This is a genomic window from Paenibacillus sp. FSL R5-0766, assembly GCF_037971845.1.
Lineage (GTDB): Bacteria > Bacillota > Bacilli > Paenibacillales > Paenibacillaceae > Paenibacillus.
The window spans coordinates 3,330,195-3,349,547 of sequence record NZ_CP150227.1; the positions used below are offsets into that span (position 1 = coordinate 3,330,195).

Annotated in this window: 17 protein-coding genes; 13 read left to right on the plus strand and 4 right to left on the minus strand. The window is 45.1% G+C overall.

Translation table 11 applies throughout. The features are described 5' to 3' along the window. The first annotated feature begins 170 nt into the window (after nucleotides 1-170). From MKY66_RS14535 to glyA, 9 genes are all read left to right on the plus strand, one after another. On the plus strand, nucleotides 171-1,160 hold the full coding sequence (locus MKY66_RS14535; protein WP_076212070.1) for a LacI family DNA-binding transcriptional regulator: 990 nt from the start codon (nucleotides 171-173) through the stop codon (nucleotides 1,158-1,160). Beyond that, nucleotides 1,153-2,031, plus strand: coding sequence for a ribokinase (rbsK, locus tag MKY66_RS14540; RefSeq protein ID WP_076212072.1), 879 nt, complete (start codon nucleotides 1,153-1,155; stop codon nucleotides 2,029-2,031). The genes MKY66_RS14535 and rbsK overlap by 8 nt, the downstream gene beginning before the upstream one ends. Next, on the plus strand, nucleotides 2,031-2,432 hold the full coding sequence (gene rbsD / locus MKY66_RS14545) for a D-ribose pyranase (protein WP_017688515.1): 402 nt from the start codon (nucleotides 2,031-2,033) through the stop codon (nucleotides 2,430-2,432). Before rbsK ends, rbsD begins: the two co-directional genes overlap by 1 nt. A 14-nt stretch (nucleotides 2,433-2,446) precedes the next feature. Beyond that, the gene (locus MKY66_RS14550) at nucleotides 2,447-3,928 is read left to right on the plus strand and encodes a sugar ABC transporter ATP-binding protein (RefSeq protein ID WP_076212074.1); all 1,482 of its coding nucleotides are present in this window, start codon (nucleotides 2,447-2,449) and stop codon (nucleotides 3,926-3,928) included. Between the two features lies 1 nt (nucleotide 3,929). After that, a complete protein-coding gene (gene rbsC, locus MKY66_RS14555) occupies nucleotides 3,930-4,901 on the plus strand; it encodes a ribose ABC transporter permease (RefSeq protein WP_036615973.1) in 972 nt (323 codons plus the stop codon). A 14-nt stretch (nucleotides 4,902-4,915) separates the two neighbouring features. Further along, entirely contained in the window at nucleotides 4,916-5,848 is a 933-nt protein-coding gene (gene rbsB / locus MKY66_RS14560; protein ID WP_036615972.1) for a ribose ABC transporter substrate-binding protein RbsB, read from the plus strand. Between the two features lie 320 nt (nucleotides 5,849-6,168). Further along, entirely contained in the window at nucleotides 6,169-6,912 is a 744-nt protein-coding gene (locus tag MKY66_RS14565) for a YggS family pyridoxal phosphate-dependent enzyme (protein ID WP_076212076.1), read from the plus strand. A 19-nt stretch (nucleotides 6,913-6,931) separates the two neighbouring features. Further along, nucleotides 6,932-8,137 (plus strand): benzoate/H(+) symporter BenE family transporter, encoded by a 1,206-nt coding sequence (locus MKY66_RS14570; protein WP_076212078.1) that lies wholly within the window; start codon nucleotides 6,932-6,934, stop codon nucleotides 8,135-8,137. A gap of 25 nt (nucleotides 8,138-8,162) precedes the next feature. After that, the gene (glyA, locus tag MKY66_RS14575) at nucleotides 8,163-9,407 is read left to right on the plus strand and encodes a serine hydroxymethyltransferase (RefSeq protein ID WP_076212080.1); all 1,245 of its coding nucleotides are present in this window, start codon (nucleotides 8,163-8,165) and stop codon (nucleotides 9,405-9,407) included. Nucleotides 9,408-9,545: 138 nt separating this feature from the next. Here glyA and MKY66_RS14580 read toward each other — a convergent pair whose 3' ends face one another. Then, on the minus strand, nucleotides 9,546-10,166 hold the full coding sequence (locus MKY66_RS14580) for an SDR family oxidoreductase (RefSeq protein ID WP_076212081.1): 621 nt from the start codon (nucleotides 10,164-10,166) through the stop codon (nucleotides 9,546-9,548). Between the two features lie 45 nt (nucleotides 10,167-10,211). Continuing rightward, nucleotides 10,212-11,642 carry a PLP-dependent aminotransferase family protein gene (locus tag MKY66_RS14585; protein WP_076212083.1) on the minus strand — a complete coding sequence of 477 codons (1,431 nt, stop codon included), beginning with the start codon at nucleotides 11,640-11,642 and terminating at the stop codon, nucleotides 10,212-10,214. Nucleotides 11,643-11,927: 285 nt separating this feature from the next. On the opposite strand from MKY66_RS14585, the gene MKY66_RS14590 reads away from it, so the two are divergent. The 4 genes from MKY66_RS14590 (at nucleotide 11,928) to MKY66_RS14605 (ending at nucleotide 17,018) form a co-directional block, all read left to right on the plus strand. Beyond that, nucleotides 11,928-14,033 carry a serine hydrolase domain-containing protein gene (locus MKY66_RS14590; RefSeq protein WP_076212086.1) on the plus strand — a complete coding sequence of 702 codons (2,106 nt, stop codon included), beginning with the start codon at nucleotides 11,928-11,930 and terminating at the stop codon, nucleotides 14,031-14,033. 344 nt (nucleotides 14,034-14,377) lie between these two features. Then, complete coding sequence (locus tag MKY66_RS14595; RefSeq protein WP_076212088.1) at nucleotides 14,378-15,826, plus strand: amino acid ABC transporter substrate-binding protein/permease; 1,449 nt, start codon at nucleotides 14,378-14,380, stop codon at nucleotides 15,824-15,826. Then, nucleotides 15,819-16,547, plus strand: a complete 729-nt coding sequence (locus MKY66_RS14600) for an amino acid ABC transporter ATP-binding protein (RefSeq protein WP_076212090.1) — start codon at nucleotides 15,819-15,821, stop codon at nucleotides 16,545-16,547. Before MKY66_RS14595 ends, MKY66_RS14600 begins: the two co-directional genes overlap by 8 nt. Before the next feature lie 114 nt (nucleotides 16,548-16,661). Then, nucleotides 16,662-17,018 (plus strand): hypothetical protein, encoded by a 357-nt coding sequence (locus MKY66_RS14605; RefSeq protein ID WP_076212092.1) that lies wholly within the window; start codon nucleotides 16,662-16,664, stop codon nucleotides 17,016-17,018. Between the two features lie 58 nt (nucleotides 17,019-17,076). Here the strand turns inward: MKY66_RS14605 and MKY66_RS14610 are convergent, their stop codons facing one another. After that, on the minus strand, nucleotides 17,077-18,357 hold the full coding sequence (locus MKY66_RS14610; protein WP_076212094.1) for a glycoside hydrolase family 27 protein: 1,281 nt from the start codon (nucleotides 18,355-18,357) through the stop codon (nucleotides 17,077-17,079). A 108-nt stretch (nucleotides 18,358-18,465) separates the two neighbouring features. Further along, nucleotides 18,466-19,347 (minus strand): AraC family transcriptional regulator, encoded by an 882-nt coding sequence (locus MKY66_RS14615; protein ID WP_076212096.1) that lies wholly within the window; start codon nucleotides 19,345-19,347, stop codon nucleotides 18,466-18,468. Between the last annotated feature and the right edge of the window lie 6 nt (nucleotides 19,348-19,353).

A 19,353-nucleotide genomic window follows, 5' to 3' on the forward strand; every position in this document is an offset into this window, starting at 1 on the left:
AACGTCTATGAATTATAGACCTCCCTTACAGGTGAAAACCATGATATAGATGGATTACAGTGCACTTTATGTATACTTGGAGAAATTTCCAGAATGAAAACGCTTGTCAAATTGAAAATAATATGATAATTTAATGACTGTAACCGGTTACACATAGAGGAGAGCAACTTATGACAACAATTAAAGACGTAGCTCAACTGGCTGGCGTATCTGTAGCCACCGTATCCAGGGTCATTAATGATAGAGGTTATGTTCATGCGGACACACGCAAGAAAGTGGAAGATGCTGTGAAGGCGCTTAACTTTTCGCCAAATGAAGTGGCACGCTCATTATATAAGCGTAAATCCAAACTGATTGGCCTGTTGTTGCCGGATATTACGAACCCTTACTTCCCGCAGTTGGCCCGCGGCGTAGAGGACCGGATGCAGGAGCAGGATTACAGACTGATATTCGGAAATAGTGATGAGGATGAACGGAAGGAGCAGGATTACATCCAGACGTTTATCCAGAACAACGTGGTCGGTGTGATCTCTTCAACGAACTACCCTCATTCTTCGATATATGAAAAACTGAAGATTCCCGTTGTGTTTCTGGACAGAACTTCACTGGATCGTCCATCCGTGTATGCGGATGGCAGGGAAGGTGGAAGACTAGCTGCAAGGGAGATTATCAAACGCGGCAGTCGCCGGATCACAGTTATGCAGGGACCGTCACAGATCAGACCCGCTCAGGATCGTTTTGAAGGGGCGATTGAAATCATCCGTGATGCTGGGTTAGACTACCGGGTAATCCAGACGACCTCATTTTCAATTAATGAGGCAAGTGTGTGGGCTGAAGAATTATTCAGGAAGTATGCGGATACAGACGGGGTCATTGCGAGCAATGATATCGCAGCCATGGCAGTACTGCATGAGGCATCACGGATCGGAAGAAAGGTTCCTGATGACGTACAAGTGATTGGTTTCGATGATATTCCGATGAGCAGCCTGTTATCGCCGGCATTGTCCACCATCCATCAGCCAGCATACGAGATGGGAAGAGAAGCGGCGGGATTACTTATCCAGCTTGTGGAACAAGCTGCAATAGAGAATAAAAACATACAGTTGCCCGTGAGTTTCATCGAACGGGGCACTACGAGAAAGGTGAGATCAGATGGCTAAAATATGTGTAATTGGAAGCAGTTCAATGGATCTGGTTGTTACTTCATCAAGACGGCCGGGGGCGGGTGAAACCGTTCTTGGCGATAGCTTCAAAACGGTTCCTGGTGGCAAAGGAGCCAATCAGGCTGTTGCCGCTGCACGACTGGGTGCCGAGGTTGCGATGATCGGCCGGGTAGGCGACGATGCTTTTGGCAAAGATATTGTAGAGAACTTTAGAGCAAATGCTGTAAATACGCAAAATGTGAAACCGGTTACACATTTAGAAAGTGGTACGGCTCATATCATTTTGGCAGAAGGTGATAATAGTATCGTAGTGGTTGAAGCGGCGAATCGGGAAGTCACTCCTGCATATGTCGATGAAGCAGCTGAAGTGATCCGCGATGCAGATATCGTATTAATTCAGCAGGAAATTCCGGAGGAAACGGTTGTGCATGTGAGTGCATTGTGTGCAGAACTCGGAACACCGCTGCTGCTTAATCCCGCTCCGGCGAGAACATTGCCGCAAGAAGTGATCGACAATGCCGCATATATCACGCCGAACGAGCATGAAGCCGAGATTTTGTTTCAGGGCATGAGTCCTGCACAGGCATTACGTCAGTATCCTAACAAGTTGTTCATTACGGAGGGCAGTAAAGGTGTACGGTACTTTGATGGCACTGACGAAATTCTAGTCCCAACTTATAAAGTTGAGGCTGTTGATACTACGGGGGCAGGGGATACGTTCAACGCCGCATTTGCAGTTGCTTTGGCTGAAGGAAAAGCGTTGCAAGAGAGTATACGCTTCGCCAATCGGGCTGCATCGTTGTCCGTCACCAAGTTTGGAGCGCAGGGCGGCATGCCGACGCGTGATGAAGTAGAGGAGAACTTGTAATGAAAAGAAATGGCATGTTGAATAGTCACATTTCCAAGATTTTGTCTGATCTGGGCCATACGGACATGATTGCGATTGCGGATGCAGGTCTGCCGGTACCGGACGGGGTACTCAAAATCGATCTGGCCCTCAAACTGGGAACACCAAGTTTTCGCGAAGTGGTGGAAGCGATCGCTGAAGATATGGTCATTGAGAAAGTCATTGTGGCTGAAGAGATTTGCGAAGGCAATCCCGTAGCCATGCAATTCATCACAGAGAAATTCGGGGTAGAAGCAATTGATGCTTCCGTCAGCCACGAACAATTCAAAGCATTAACACGGCAGGTGAAAGCTGTTATCCGCACAGGTGAAGCCACACCCTATGCCAATTGCATTTTACAATCGGGAGTCCATTTCGGTTAAAAGGAGGTTGCGTAATGCACATTCAGATGCAAGACATTCATAAAGCGTTTGGAACGAACCAGGTGCTGAGCGGAGTGGATTTTGAACTAAAGGATGGTGAAGTTCATGCCCTAATGGGGGAGAATGGAGCCGGCAAATCCACACTGATGAACATTCTGATTGGTCTTCATCAGCGTGATCAGGGAACCATCACCATAGACGGAGAAGAAAACTATTTTGCAAGTCCAAAGGAAGCCGAGAAACTGGGTATCACTTTCATACATCAGGAGCTGAACGTATGGCCTGAAATGACTGTGCTGGATAATCTCTTTATTGGAAAGGAACTGACATCATCCATCGGGTTGCTTAATACAAGACAAATGAAAGCGCTCGCCAAAGAACAGTTCGCTAAACTTTCTGTAGACATACCAATGGAACGTCCTGCGGGAGAGTGCTCTGTCGGGCAGCAACAGATGATCGAGATTGCCAAAGCACTAATGACTGATGCCAAGGTCATCATTATGGACGAGCCAACAGCAGCACTTACGGAACGCGAGATTCAGAAGCTGTTTGGTGTAATCAGCTCGCTGAAAAAGGAAGGCGTATCCATCGTGTATATTTCTCACCGAATGGAGGAGATATTTACGATCTGTGACCGGATTACCATCATGCGTGACGGTAGAACGGTAGACACGCAGGCTATTCCACAAACAAGTTTTGATGAAGTGGTTCGGAAAATGGTAGGTCGTGAACTGACTGAGCGTTATCCTGTCCGGAATCCTTCTTATGGTGAAGTTGTTCTGGAAGTAAGGAATGCAAGCAGCAAAGGGTTGTTCGAGAATATTAACTTCACCGTGAGAGCGGGAGAAATCCTTGGTTTCTCAGGACTTATGGGTTCTGGACGAACAGAGATCATGAGAACCATCTTTGGTTTGGATACGTTGGATAGCGGTGAAATCTTCATCCGCGGCAAAAAAGCGAACATTCGTAAACCGGCAGATGCAGTGAAACATGGAATCGGGTTCATTACAGAAGACCGCAAGGATGAAGGGCTGGTATTAGACTTCTCCATTCGCGAGAATATGGCGTTGCCAAATCTGTTCAGTTTCTCAAGCAAAGGTTTCATCTCAGCTTCAAAAGAACAAGACTTCGTAGATACACTGATCAAACGTCTACAGATCAAAACGCAATCCTCCGAGACGGCGGCAAGGAATCTATCCGGGGGGAACCAGCAGAAGGTGGTTATCGCGAAATGGGTTGGTATCGGACCAAGCGTACTTATCCTGGATGAACCTACCCGCGGAGTGGATGTCGGGGCGAAGCGCGAAATCTATGAATTGATGAATGAACTGACTGACCGCGGCGTTGCAATCATCATGGTATCGTCGGAGCTGCCTGAAGTGCTTGGCATGAGCGACCGGATCGCGGTTGTGCATGAGGGACACATCAGTGGCGAGGTTGCAAGGGAAGTAGCAACACAAGAACACATTATGACATTGGCCACAGGGGGACAGTGATATGACAACAATGCAGGAAAACAAAACGGCTAAAAGCGGATTCCGTTTCTCAAACGTGATACAAAAATTGGGACCGCTGCTTGGCTTAATCATTCTTATTCTCATCGTATCGGTGTTGAATCCAAGTTTCTTGGAACCGCTTAATATCTTGAATTTATTGCGTCAAGTCTCGATTAATGCGCTGATTGCCTTTGGTATGACGTTTGTTATCCTGACGGGTGGAATTGATCTGTCGGTCGGCTCAATCTTGGCTTTATCCAGTGCTTTTGTAGCAAACATGATGTTGTCCGGCCTGGATCCGATCTTGTCCATCATTATTGGTGTAGCACTCGGTGGTGTCATGGGTATGGTGAACGGACTGATGATTACCAAAGGTAAAATGGCTCCGTTTATCGCTACACTTGCTACCATGACGATATTCAGAGGACTGACGTTGGTGTACACCAATGGTAATCCAATTACAGGACTCGGGGATAACTTGTTGTTCCAATTGTTCGGCCGCGGTTACCTGCTGGGCATTCCAGTACCTGCAATCACGATGCTGATTACCTTCATGATTCTGTGGATTGTTTTGCATAAAACGGCTTTTGGGCGCAAAACGTACGCCATCGGTGGTAATGAGAAAGCTTCCATTATCTCGGGTATCAAAGTTAATCGCGTGAAAATTATGATCTACTCCCTGACAGGTATGCTCGCTGCTCTGGCAGGTGCAATTCTGACATCGCGTTTGAATTCAGCGCAACCAACGGCAGGAACATCCTACGAGCTGGATGCAATCGCAGCAGTTGTATTGGGTGGTACAAGTCTGGCTGGAGGACGTGGACGCATCGTTGGTACACTGATCGGTGTTCTGATTATCGGCGTGTTGAATAACGGATTGAACTTGCTTGAAGTAAACTCATTTTATCAAATGGTTGTAAAAGGTATCGTTATTGCCATTGCCGTCCTGCTGGACCGCAAGAAAACAGCATAAGGAGAGAAGCGAATATGAAAAAGTGGACTGTAACACTCATAAGTATGCTGATGATCATCGTTCTGGCCGGGTGCTCTCTGGAGCCACCAGAATGGGCTAAACCAAACCCTAACAAAAGTAACGGACAGAAGAAAATAGGTTTGTCGATATCTACACTGAACAATCCATTCTTTGTATCACTAAAGGACGGGGTCATGGCTGAAGCCAAAAAACAGGGAATACAGGTCATCGTGGTGGATGCACAGAACGATTCGGCCAAACAAACCAATGATGTGGATGATCTCATTCAGCAAGGCGTTAGTGCACTGCTAATTAACCCTGCGGACTCTGCAGCGATCTCCACAGCGGTTCAATCCGCTAATAGTGTGGGCATTCCTGTAATTACGCTGGATCGCTCCGCCGATAAAGGCGAAGTGGCGGCACTAGTGGCATCGGATAACGTTAAAGGTGGACGCATGGCAGCTGAATACTTTGTTGAACAACTGGGTGAGGGAGCAAAAGTCATTGAACTTGAGGGTGTGCCTGGCGCTTCCGCAACAAGAGAACGGGGTAAAGGTTTCCACGAAGTGGCTGACAAGCAACTTGATGTGGTTTCCAAACAGTCTGCTGATTTCGATCGGTCCAAAGGATTAAATGTCATGGAGAACTTGCTACAGGGTAATCCTGACGTGCAAGCGGTATTTGCCCATAATGACGAGATGGCACTTGGTGCAATTGAAGCGATTCAAAGCTCAGGTAAAGACATTCCGGTCATCGGATTCGATGGTAATGATGATGCAATCAAATCCATTCAGGATGGGAAATTGACGGCAACAGTCGCTCAGCAGCCTATACTGATTGGCCAACTGGCGCTGCAAGCAGCTCTGGATGTGCTCAGTGGCAAGCAGGTGGAGTCATCGATTCCCGCTGAATTGAAGCTGGTAACCAAGGAAAATGTGAATGAGTAAATCATCATAAAACATGTATCTTCTTGGACATGAACATAGAACTAAACCAAGCCGCTAATTTAGCGGCTTTTTTCATTTTGGAAGAAGCGTGTGGACATCACATCAATCAGATTATTGACTTTTAAAAGCATATTAAAGGTGCCCCAATTGAATTAAAGTCCACTTTGTCTTTTTGGACTGCTCAAAATAGCATTTTTGGATATGTATATCCAATCCATGCGTTGCTATACTAGCATGACGTTCTACACAGTCTTCACAACATAAGGAGGAGCTAATCTCATTGATTCATTCCTGTTCGGAATAGAAAGAAGGTGGCTGACATGAAACATCTAGTAGAAGAAAATCTTCAAGCTGTAAGACAGCAAATGGCATTGGCCTGCCAGGCTTCAGGTCGCAACATCGAGGACATCAAGTTGTTGCTCGCGACCAAAACGGTACCGCTTGAGAAATTACAAATAGCTATTCAAGCAGGTGAGGTCCTGTTTGGAGAAAACAAAGCTCAAGAACTCCGAGACAAATTCCCACTCATGGAACAAAGCAAACAGGTGGAATGGCATTTTATCGGACATCTGCAAACAAATAAAGTAAAGGACGTTGTTAAATATGTTACTCTCATCCATTCCGTAGATCGTCTGAAACTGGGTCAAGCGTTACATAACCAGCTTCTCAAAGAGAATAAGACCTTAGATATTCTTGTGCAAATTAATACGTCCTACGAAGAAAGTAAATTTGGTGCCTCTCCAGAAACAGCCGTTGAGCTTGTAGAACAGTTGTCTCAATTCGAGACATTAAATGTGAAAGGTTTAATGACCATTGGAAAACTGAATGCGACAAACGAAGAAACACGACATTGTTTTCGATTGTTAAACCAGATCCGTACACAGATTAAAGAGAAAAATATTCCACGCGTAGAAATGGATATTTTATCGATGGGTATGTCTGGTGACTTCCAGGTCGCCATTGAAGAAGGAGCTACAATGATACGTGTAGGGACAAGTGTATTTGGTCAACGCTACTTACCGGATGAGTATTACTGGAATGAAAACACACGCATCGATGATTAAGTGAGAGGTAGTGTTAAATATGAAGACAGCATCCCCTTCGTTACGTGGCCGCGATTTGATATCGCCGCTTATAGCCGCTTTAATATCCGTAATTGTTAATTACGGGGGTACGTTTATTCTTGTTTTTCAAGCTGCAAAAGTCGCTGGTTTAAGCCCGGAAATGACCGCTTCCTGGATTTGGTCCATCTCGATTGGGGTAGGAGTAACAGGAATTTGGCTCAGTTATCGATATAAGGAACCGATTATTACAGCCTGGTCTACACCGGGTGTGGCGTTTCTCGTTTCAGCATTAGCGGTAACCCCTTATCCAGAAGCTATTGGCGCTTACATGATTTCAGCAGTCGGATTTATTATTTTAGGTTTGTCAGGCATGTTTGAACGTTTCGTTCGACTTATTCCCCCAGGCATCGCCTCCGGATTGTTAGCCGGTATTTTGCTACAGTTTGGTATTTCGGCCTTTGGCGGGGCGAAGGTAGATCCTTTGCTTGTGATTGTACTGTTTGCAGGCTATATCGTGCTAAGAAGGTTTACTTCCCGTTACGCCATTGTTGGCATATTGGCAATTGGTTTGATTTATTTGATATGCATGGGGAAAACAGACTTCAGTACGATCCAATTGGCTGTAGCATCGCCTGTATTTGTTGTTCCAGCATTTTCGTTAAATGCTTTACTTGGCGTAGCGCTACCACTGATCATTATTACCTTGACAGGGCAGTATATGCCCGGAATGCTTGTTCTGCGTAATGATGGATTCAAGACAAGTGCCAATCCTATTTTAGCTGTAACAGGTTTGGGTTCGCTTCTTGCAGCCCCATTCGGATCACATGCTTTTAATGTGGCAGCTATTACAGCAGCGATTTGTACAGGAAAGGATGCACATGAGGATTCAACCAAACGTTATATTGCAGGTATTGCTTGTGGTGTTTTTTATATTTTTGTCGGCATTTTTGGCGTAACATTGGCTGCCCTGTTTTTGATTCTTCCTGCTACCTTTATTGCAACATTAGCGGGATTAGCCTTACTTGGAACGATCGGTGGCAGTCTTGCCAATGCATTAACGGACCCTAAGGGACGTGAAACTGCATTGATTACGTTTTTGGCGACAGCAGCGAATGTGACTTTGCTTGGTGTGGGTGGTGCATTTTGGGGACTGTTTGCAGGAATGATGGCACATCTACTGATGAATAGTAAATTTCCCAAAAAACAACTTGGAACGAATAAATAACCGTAATATTGAGAGGAAGATGTTCATGAAACATTTGGAGAAGCAAGATAAAGTAATAGGAATGGCTGTCCAGCAAGAGCTTGGAAGGCAGCGGGATACGATAGAACTGATTGCATCAGAGAATTTTGTAAGTCAAGCTGTGGTGGAAGCAACAGGTTCGGTATTGACCAATAAATATGCGGAGGGGTATCCGGGCAGAAGATATTATGGCGGGTGTGAGCATGTCGATACAGTCGAAGAGATAGCAAATAGCCGCCTTAAAGCCCTTTTTGGCGCTGAACATGCGAATGTGCAGCCTCACTCCGGCTCTCAGGCCAACATGGCAGTATATTTTGCCTCGGTTGAGATTGGTGACACAATACTTGGCATGAATCTATCCCAAGGAGGTCATCTAACACACGGAAGCCTTGTTAATTTTTCTGGGAGATTTTATAATTTCGTTTCATATGGTGTCGATGCACAAACAGGCCGCATTGACTTTGACGAAGTACGTAAACTTGCTCATAAGTATCGTCCACGCATGATCGTTGCAGGTGGAAGTGCATACCCACGGACCATTGAGTTTGAATTATTCGCCCAGATTGCCGCCGAAGTGGGAGCTCTTTTCTTTGTAGATATGGCGCATATAGCAGGAATTGTTGCGGCAGGTTTGCATCCTAACCCGGTACCACATGCCCATTTTGTTTCAACTACCACACACAAGACCTTACGAGGACCACGAGGGGGAGCCATTTTGTGCCGGGACTCCTGGGCAAAGGCGATCGACAAAGATGTATTCCCGGGAACCCAGGGTGGGCCATTCATGCACGTTATCGCGGGGAAAGCGGTGGCATTAGGCGAGGCATTGAAATCCGATTTCACAACATATATTGAAGGTGTTCTGGATAACGCCAACGTATTGGCAGAAACTTTAATGAATGAAGGGCTCACCCTTGTATCGGGGGGAACAGATAATCATATCGTGTTGGTTGACTTACGAACTATGGGCCTTACAGGCAAAGAAGCCGAAGCTTTACTGGATGAAGTAGGGATTACGGCGAATAAAAATGCAATCCCTCACGATACAGCAAGCCCGTTGATCACGAGCGGTATTCGTTTTGGAACGCCGGCTATGACGTCCAGAGGACTGGGAGCCAGGGAAATGAAAGAAATTGCTCAGCTGATAGGGCTTGCTTTTAAAAATCCAAAGAACTCGGATGTAAAAAATCAAATATTAGGTAGTGTCCGCGAAATTACTTCGCAATTCCCTTTATATGAAGGGCTTAAATAGCTCAACAGCAGACACAAATAGAGCCTGCAATTGTTCCTGATGGCTAACAATTGCAGGCTCTTTGATTTTCCATGCTTATATTGAAACTCACTTTTTTGAACAGAAGAGATATACCGTAAATGAGATTTAAGACACGCGCTAGTAGGCTATACCTACACGAGACTGTACATACTCATCAGACATTAATTGCTGATAAGCAAACTCCGCAGTATCGATTACAGATATAGAAGTTCCACCGTCAGGCAAATAGTCGCGCTCAACCCGGTACTTACCGAGAGATTCTCCATCAAATAAGTAGGTAGGACACACGATGGTCCATTCTAACTCTGAAGCCTTCAGAATGTTGTACATCTCCAGATGCTCTTCAGCTGCTCGCGTGGACTTACGTTTGGACTCAGGGGATTGAAAACGAAGCAAGCCAGGATCCGTTCGACTTTCCAATATTCCTGCGGTACCAATGGTAATGATTCTTTTGATACGCTCCTGAGCCATAGCCTCAACAATATGTCCCATGGATTGCGATAATGTAGTCGTTCCATCGGTACTTAAGGAACTAACAATGAGATCCACACCCTGTATGGCGTGATGAATATCCTCTTTGACTAGAGCGTTTCCTTGATGCAGAATGAAATTGTCATCGTTGATTTGTACCTTTTCCGGGCTTCTAACCAGTGCAGTTACATGATGATTGGAACGTAGGGCATTAGAGACGAAATGACTTCCAACCCGTCCGGTGGCTCCTAACACTAAAATTTTCATTACAAAAAACATCCTTTCGAATCCGATTGGAGAGCATGTTCTCCATCATAATACAATCTTTGCAAGCCGATGTATTCCTTCCTCAATCTGCTCCTCATCCACTTTCGCAAAACCTAATATCCATCCTTTTCGATGACTCTCCAAGCAATATCTACTAAGCGGATACACGCGTAGACCTTGATCAAGGGCAGCATTCGTCAGCGCTTCTTCGTCAAATGACGTTTCAGATTCTAGAAGCATATGTAATCCCGTTTCCACACCACTTAATGTAAATCGTGAGCCTAGCCCAGAAGCAACAATGGCTTTGGTCATGACTTCGTGTCTGCGTCGATATATGTTCCGAACTCTTCTCATATGGCGCATAAAATGACCACGCTCAATAAAATGAGTTAGCGTTAATTGTTCCATAATCGGCAGATGACGATAGGTTAATTCATGAACTTGGGTAAGGCGCTCGATGGCTATTTTGGGGCCGATGATAGCCGATAGACGAATACCAGGTGCAACCATTTTGGAAAAACTCATCATATAAAGCGTATTCTGAGGTTGCTGACTGAATATAGTTGGAAGCGGATCTCCACGGTACCTAAATTCGCTATCGTAATCATCCTCAACAATCCAATATCGATGATGAGCTGCCAAGTGCATCAATTGTTGCCTGCGTGGCTCCGACATAATAACACCAACGGCGCATTGATGAGAAGGTGTGACAAATACAAGTTTTGTCTGTGGGTGAATATGATCTACACATAATCCATACTCATCAACCGGAACGGGATCGACTTGCATCCGGCGGTATTTCATCGCCATCCAAGCAGCAGGGAAGCCGGGATCTTCTACGGAAACTCTGTCTCCCTCACTTAAAAGTGCCTGGGCAATTAAATCAATGCTATGTTGTGCACCTGAGGTTAACAAGATTTGATCAACATCGATATGAATGCCTCGTTCAAGTGACAAATAACGTTGAATCTGCTCTCTTAACGCCAGTAACCCTCTGGCATCACCATAAGCCCATATATCCAGATTGGGTTCAGTGGAAGCTTGTAAAAAGGATTGCCTCCAGGCTTTTGTGAAACTTTCATCCAGATAAGGCTCGTGGGGATTAAAATCAATTTCTATTTTGCGATTGTCTCTATTGCCAAACCAACTATGCAGATGACCAATCGATTCGTTTAGTGTAGGCAATTCGGGCGGAATAGGCCCTTGCATCGTGACGTCTTCTGATGAACGAGGTGCATATGTCCAATCACTAACTCTTGTCCCGGCTCGTCGGGAGGTTATCGTATACCCTCGACTGAATAATTCCTCGTACACAATCTGTATGGTTGAGCGTGAAACACCAATTAATTGAGCAAGTTCGCGTGAGGGGAGTAGCAATTCTCCTGGTTGCCATTTCCCGGTTGTGATATTATGAATCGCTTGATCCAAAAGTTGCTGCCAGATCGGGCGTTGGTCATTCCGATTAACTTTTAGCATTGCTTCAACTCCATTACTCATGCTGAATTATGGACTGCATTTATTTATGTGCTTAGCCATGTTATTGGCACTCCATTGATTGATATACCATTATAGCAAAAGTTTAATTTGCAAACAAAACAAAGCTGAACTAAAGCGATTTTTACCGTGTGTCCAACCTATTTGGGTTGGTCCTGCTTGGTTCATACTCGATTCATATTCAAGCCACAGACAGTTCATCTTCTTCGGTTACACTACGGGAGTACGAACACAGAGATTCCCAATCCATAGACTAGACAGGAGAAGATGAGATTGACACGAAAGAAACGAACGTCTATCGCCGCCATAACTTTGGTGTTTGCAATGATGTCCCCAATGTCGGCCATGGCCACACCCGCTACCAGTAACGGTAGTAGCTCTACGTATGATCTGACTAAAAAGGCAGTAAGTGCAAAGGCCAAGGTACTCACTGAATCATACGCTACGACAAGTGTGCAGTACGCACTGATGGATGAGGGTGAGATTGTGATCTCCGGTCAGGCAGGCAAAAATGATCTGAAAAACAATATTTCCCTTTCTTCAGACACCATGTATGGCATAGGTTCAACCAGCAAGATGATGCTCACAACCGCCGTAATGAAGCTAGTGGACCAAGGCAAGATCGATCTTGATGAGCCTGTCGTGAAGTATATTTCAGATTTTAAAATGAAAGACAAGCGTTACCAACAGATTACACCACGTATGCTACTGAATCATTCATCCGGACTTCTCGGAACGTCAAGTAACAGTGCAATACTGTTTGGAGATAATGATACCTATGCGCATGATACGTTACTGGAACAATTAGCGACGCAACATCTGAAGGCCGATCCTGGCACATACTCGGTGTATAGTAATGACGGTTTTACATTAGCTGAAATTCTGGTTGAGCGTGTCAGCGGCATGAGCTTCACAACTTTCATGCACCGGTACATAACCGAACCTCTTGGTATGGAGCATACCAAAACACCGCAAGATATTGTGGACTTTAGCCAGATGGCAGCAACATACGCCCCTTCGCATGAGGAACAACTCCCGTTAGAGACTACAAATATGATTGCCTCGGGAGGCATCTATTCCACCGCTGAGGATCTGGTTCAGTTCTCGAAAATCTTTACAGGTGAGGTTGAAACTGTTCTCTCACGGGAATCTGTAGAGGCCATGGAGCAAGAAGAATACAAGAGAGGCATGTGGCCAGAAGAAGGCGATTCGTCCATTGGCTATGGCCTGGGCTGGGATAGCGTGAACCTGTTTCCTTTTAATGATTATGGCATCCAGGCAGTAAGCAAAGGTGGCAATACAATCACCTATCATTCCTCCTTGATTGTGCTACCGGAATATAATATGGCTGCTGCCGTAACCTCTTCGGGTGGTCATAGCTCAACGGATCAATTGCTGGCAACTGAGCTGTTGCTTGGTGCGCTTGAGGAGAAGAATATCATTCCAGAGCGTAAACCGGAGAAGTCACATGATGCACCGGTGAAAATAACCATGCCGAAGGAACTTACACAGCACACAGGCATGTACGCGGGTGGGGCAAACATGTTAATGAAGATGGACGTAACAGATGATGGGCAATTAATGCTATCTAATCTGTCGTCTCCTAACAGTCCTGATCAGACCTATACGTACACCGCTGATGGCTCATTTGTTAATGATGCGGCTACGGAAAAGCTGAAGTTCGTTCAGGAAGTCAATGGGAACACATATTTGTGGTCTCGCTCGTATCAGTCTGTTCCTGGGCTTGGGCAAGTTGCTTCCTCTGAATATAAGGCAGAAAAGCTTGAAACCAATGAATTGTCGGAAGAAGTAAAGGCCGCATGGCAGAAAAGGGAAGGCAAAGCCTACGTGTTGGTTAATGAAAAATACACATCAACACTGTACAACGCAGCGATGCCGATGATTCCCATTCATACTTTTAATGAGCTGCCTGGTTATATCTACACCAACAAAATTATCGGAGCTAACCAAGCTGTGAACCAATTGCAAATTCCTGGATTAGCAGGCCGTGACACGATGGAGTTTAATTTCTATGAGGAAAATGGCGTGGAATACGTTACAGCAGGAGGCAACGTTTATGCTGCTCAAGACATCATCAAACCGATCTATGCGGGAAAACAATCGAAGACAACCATTCAATCGAATGGTCATGCCACATGGTATTCGATTCCGGCATCAGCTGCAGGTAAAGAAATGACGGTCAAGATGTCTGCAAACAGCGCATTTGCTGTATATAACCAAGCTGGCATAGGCATTAATCATACAGTGGTCAGTGGACAAAACGAAATTGTGTTGCCTGAGAACGGAACTATTGTATTCGCGGGTGAAGCTGGTTCGAAGTTCGAGATTGTATTGACAACCAGAGCAAATTAATAGATTATAAAAAACTGTACAATAAAAAGTCGCGGAAATCGCGGCTTTTTTTGAGTTTTAAATTTTAAATAATACGTTTTAAAGTAAATGTACCTTTTTTCAGATTCACAATGTAATATTGGGTTTCGCGAAGCTTACCTAAAGGGTAAGTATTAAAAGGACTTTTACTGGTTGGAAAAAAATGATGGAGGAAAATGTTGCAAGTGGAAAGGCAAAGCATTGATTGTTAATATACAGTAAATAATAACAATCAAATGGGCAGAAGATCGACAAAAAGCATAACCGTAATACCGATTCCAAAGAAAATAATGATTATTCGGACAATACCGAGACGGGGAGGACACATGAAAAAAACGAAGATCTCATTTTTTATACTTTCACTGATGCTGCTCCTGGTGAGCGGTCTATCAGGATGGGTGGGGAACGCTGCTGCAGCGTCCGATTCCGGTAAAACCTATGTTATCGGAACTGATGTCACATTTGCTCCATTCGAATATGAAGACGAGAATGGTGATTTTGTTGGTATCGACATGGATTTGCTGGATGCCATCGCCAAAGATCAAAATTTCAAGTATCAAATCAAAGCTCTGGGATTTAACGCGGCTGTACAGGCACTAGAGGCGAATCAAGTTGATGGTGTGATCGCAGGGATGAGTATTACGGATGAGCGAAAAGCAAAATTTGATTTTTCTGATACTTATTTTGAATCAGGTGTCGTTATGGGTGTTAGTGCCAACAATGACACAATTAAGAGTTATGAAGACCTTCGTGGACAGAAGGTAGCCGTGAAAACCGGAACAGAAGGGTTTAGTTTTGCAGAGTCCATCGCTTCAGAGTATGGATTTACGATCGTTCCGTTTGATGAGTCATACCAAATGTATGAAGATGTAAAAACCGGTAATTCCGTAGCCTGTTTTGAAGATTATCCTGTACTGGCCTATGGAGTTAATCAAAACAACGGTTTGAAAATTGTTACCGACAAAGAAAATGGCGCTCCTTACGGTTTTGCAGTAAGCAAGGGGAAAAACCAGGAGCTTCTGGAGATGTTTAATACAGGTCTTGCGAACATCAAAGCTAACGGTGAGTATAAGCGCATTACCGAGACATATCTGGGTGAGAACGCTCCGACTGTTGCTAATCAAGGTCGCTGGGAGCTAATCCAGAAATCTCTTCCTGCACTTTTTAAAGGTCTGGGAAACACACTTTTATACACGATTGTGTCCCTGTTCTTTGCGTTTATCATCGGTCTGATTTTCGGATTCATGAAGGTGGGACAGAACAAATTCCTTCGTGGTGTTGCCACCGTATTTGTGGATATTTTCCGCGGTATTCCGCTGATTGTCCTGGCATTCTTTATCTATTTCGGGATTCCACAGGCGATGGGCTTCACGATGCCATTGTTCCTGGCGGCTATTCTGACACTTAGTCTGAATGCAGGAGCGTACGTAACCGAGATTATCCGAGGTGGGATTCAATCGATTGATCGTGGTCAGATGGAAGCTGCTCGTTCATTGGGTCTTCCTTATCGCAAAGCGATGATAAAGATTGTTATTCCGCAGGCAGTGCGGGTTATGATTCCGTCCTTCATTAACCAGATGGTTATCACGTTGAAGGATACGTCAATCTTGTCCGTTATTGGTCTCGTAGAGTTGACACAATCGGGTAAAATTGTTATTGCAAGAACGTTCTCCTCGTTTGACATATGGTTAACGGTTGCGGTTATGTACCTGATTGTCATCATCACATTGACCAAAATTGCTGATTATCTGGAGGTGAAGGTTCGTCGTGGCTAAAATAAAAGTTGAAGGTTTGAAGAAAAGTTTCGGCTCGAATCAGGTCCTCAAGGGAATTGATGTGGCGGTCAACGAAGGAGAAGTTGTCTGTGTCATCGGGCCTTCCGGTTCGGGAAAAAGTACATTCTTGCGCTGCATCAACCAATTGGAAGATATCACAGCTGGTCGAGTTATTGTAGATAATCAGGATCTCAATGATCCTAAAACCAACATTAATAAAGCGCGTGAAAATATTGGCATGGTATTTCAACATTTTAACTTATTCCCTCATTTTAACGTATTGAAAAATATAATGTTTGCGCCAAGAGAATTAGGGGTTTTAAACGCAGAAGAGGCTCGAAAAACAGGTCTTAGCCTTCTGGATCGTGTCGGGTTGTCTGATAAAGCGGATAGTTTTCCCAGTCAACTCTCGGGAGGGCAAAAACAACGGGTTGCTATCGCTCGTGCGCTTGCTATGAACCCGGATGTGATGTTATTTGATGAACCGACTTCGGCGCTTGACCCAGAGATGGTAGGCGAAGTTCTGGGTGTAATGAAAGATCTTGCGAGCGAGGGCATGACGATGATCATTGTTACCCATGAGATGGGTTTTGCCCGTGAAGTAGCTGATCGTGTGATCTTCATGGACGGGGGTTATATTGTCGAGCAGGGGACTCCTGAAGAGATATTTGGAAATCCGAAGAATGAACGGACGATCAGCTTTTTGGAGAAGGTACTCTAGCACTGAATCGAGAATGAACACATTAAAAGTCGCTATTTAAGCGGCTTTTTTTGTTATATTTAATTTAATAGAAAGACCGATCAAACTAAGCCTAGAAAGTGAGGTCTATACTCTATGGAAAACGTGTCACAAGAAGATCAACTGCAATCCATCAAAGCTTTTCAATCAACCATCCGAAAATCGGAAAATGCCTTAGTGAATATGACTGAGAAAAGTAATAACACGACATTGCTACAGAAACGTCTCCAAGCTCTATACATCGGCTTAGCAGTTCTGGAAAAACAATGGAACCAGAAGCCTCATCAATACTCCAAGGAAGATATAACAGAAGCCCGTCTTGTCTTGATTGGATTGTTTCCATCCCTTGAGAACATGTATGCCAAGTCCAAAGAAGGTAGCCCACAAAAGACTCTTCTGGAAAGAAGGATTAAAGCATTTCATCTGGCCGTTCAAGCCATGGATACATACTGATGAAATGAGAGAGAGGTCTGTCTAATGAACGACAGACCTCTCTTTTTCTTTTGCAAGCTTAGGAAAACCGATAGAGACGCACACCGTGCGCAGGTACAGTAGTAACTAAGGAATTCTCCGTAAATTCGGCTGCTTCTCGGCTCCACAATTCGGTACCTTCGGTAATGCTGGACAGTCCCACCTCATCAATGGACAGATCCACAGGTAGAGCATTCTCGCCGGTGTTGAACACAGCGACGTAAGAGGAGCCGTCCGTATGCTGGGCAGTCCACACAATAAGATCTTCTTTGCGTAAGGCTTCTCTGGCTCCGTAACTCTCGCGATGCATTCGCAGAACCTCACGATTAGTTAGCAGGGATAGTGTCCAGTCATCGTTATCTCGCAGTTCACCACCAAAGATGAGCGGGGAACGGAAGATACTCCACAGTGACATCATCGTCAACTGCTCGTCAGGCGTGAACCGAGTCCAGCGATCTGCTCCACCACCGTCTACAGAACGGATACCGATATGACCCAAAGGCAACATATCACAGTCTGGCCAGCAGCCTGCTTGGGGAACGCCCTGCCAAGTCCGGCAGCGGTCGAACATATCCAATAACAGCGGCCAAAGGTCCCAGAAATCGTCCGTGACACGCCACATGTTGGCATGATCAGCGAAGAATTCTGAGTATTCCACCGGAGCAGGGCCAGGAGAAAGACTCAGTACCATGGGCCGACCGGAGCGCTCAATCGCTTTGGATATCATTTCGATCTCAGGCTGATGGGTGTCATAGAGCCTTGAAGCAGCAATATCGTCAACCTTCACCAAGTCAACGCCCCATTGTGCATACAGTTCAAAAAGCGAATCGTAGTAGGCTTGTGCGCCTTCTTTTGAGCTATCAACACCATACATATCCGTATTCCACGGACAGATGGAGTTCGGATGAGCAATATCACGCGCAGTGGCGGTTGTTCCCAGAATCGGAGTAGCCGCATGTGCAGCTTGACGTGGAATACCGCGCATGATGTGAATGCCAAATTGCAGCCCAAGACTATGAACGTAGTCGGCTAATGGCTTGAATCCCTGTCCACCTGCAGCGGAGGGAAACCGATTCTCGGCAGGCATAAGCCGCGAATATTCATCCATGATGAGTGGAACGAACGGACGATATTGCGAAGAATTGGCCAAAGGCTCGTACCATTGAATGTCGACCGTAATATAGCTCCAGCCGAAGTCTTTAAGATGTTCTGCCATGTACTCGGCGTTGCCACGAATTTCGTCTTCCGTAACGGCTGCGCCGTAACAATCCCAGCTGTTCCAGCCAAGCGGTGGAGTTGATGCTGCAAGTGTATGATTCATGGGAATGCTCCTTTATGGATTAATTATTGCTCTCGCTCAATTCATCATAATAAAGGATTTTATTAATATCTACAGTAATGTTGAGTGTCGAATAGCAAAATATTGCGGTTAGTCGAAGAACAATTTACGGTAAACAAGGCTTTCTCCGCCACTACGAAATTCACCTGGCGTAACGCCTGTTATGCTGCGAAAGGCTTTGATAAAATAACTTCCGCTGGAATACCCGACTTGCTCGGCGATGACTTCAATGCTAAGAGAAGTTCCGCGCAGCAGTTCCATTGCTTTCTCGGTACGTACACGGGTTAGATAAGCACCTGGGGTCAAACCTGTACTGGAGGAAAAGCGACGTATAAAGTGATATTTGGAAAGGGAAACATGCTCCGCAAGGTGATCGATACTGATCATTTTGGAGTAGTTGTTTTCTATGTATTCAACGGCTATTTGAATGTTTACAGACCAATTCTCCCTGTTGCGCAATGTCGTTTTCTGTAATCGAGTCAATTCTGTCATGAACTGATATACGCTGGATGATGCGATCAGAGGATCAGTGATTCTGCCTGCTGCCGCATCTGTCACGATCATCCGCAACAGTCGAATGGGTGTACAATCAGCGGGTAAATAGGGAACTTCTCCAGCTTCCCGAAGGAACTTTCGCCAATGGGGTAGAATAAGAGTGGGCCTGAACAGCAGGAACAGAAACTCCCAAGGTTCTTTTGATGCTGAATGGTAGTAATAGCGATGAACTCCTGGAATTTCGGCCAAAAAAGCTTGTCCTGCGGTAACATGATGAATGCGATTATTCGACTCAAACACACCTTCACCCGAGATTGTATATTGGAATAACAGGAGAGGCCCGTCCGAACGTTCGAGTCCATCCCAATGATAAGAAGGATCGGTTATTGAATCACATCCAGCCGCATACAGTACACACAGTTGGAGCTCCTTGTCTTCCGCGAATCGAAACCCATAGGTTCCTCTAGGGATATTCATATCAGC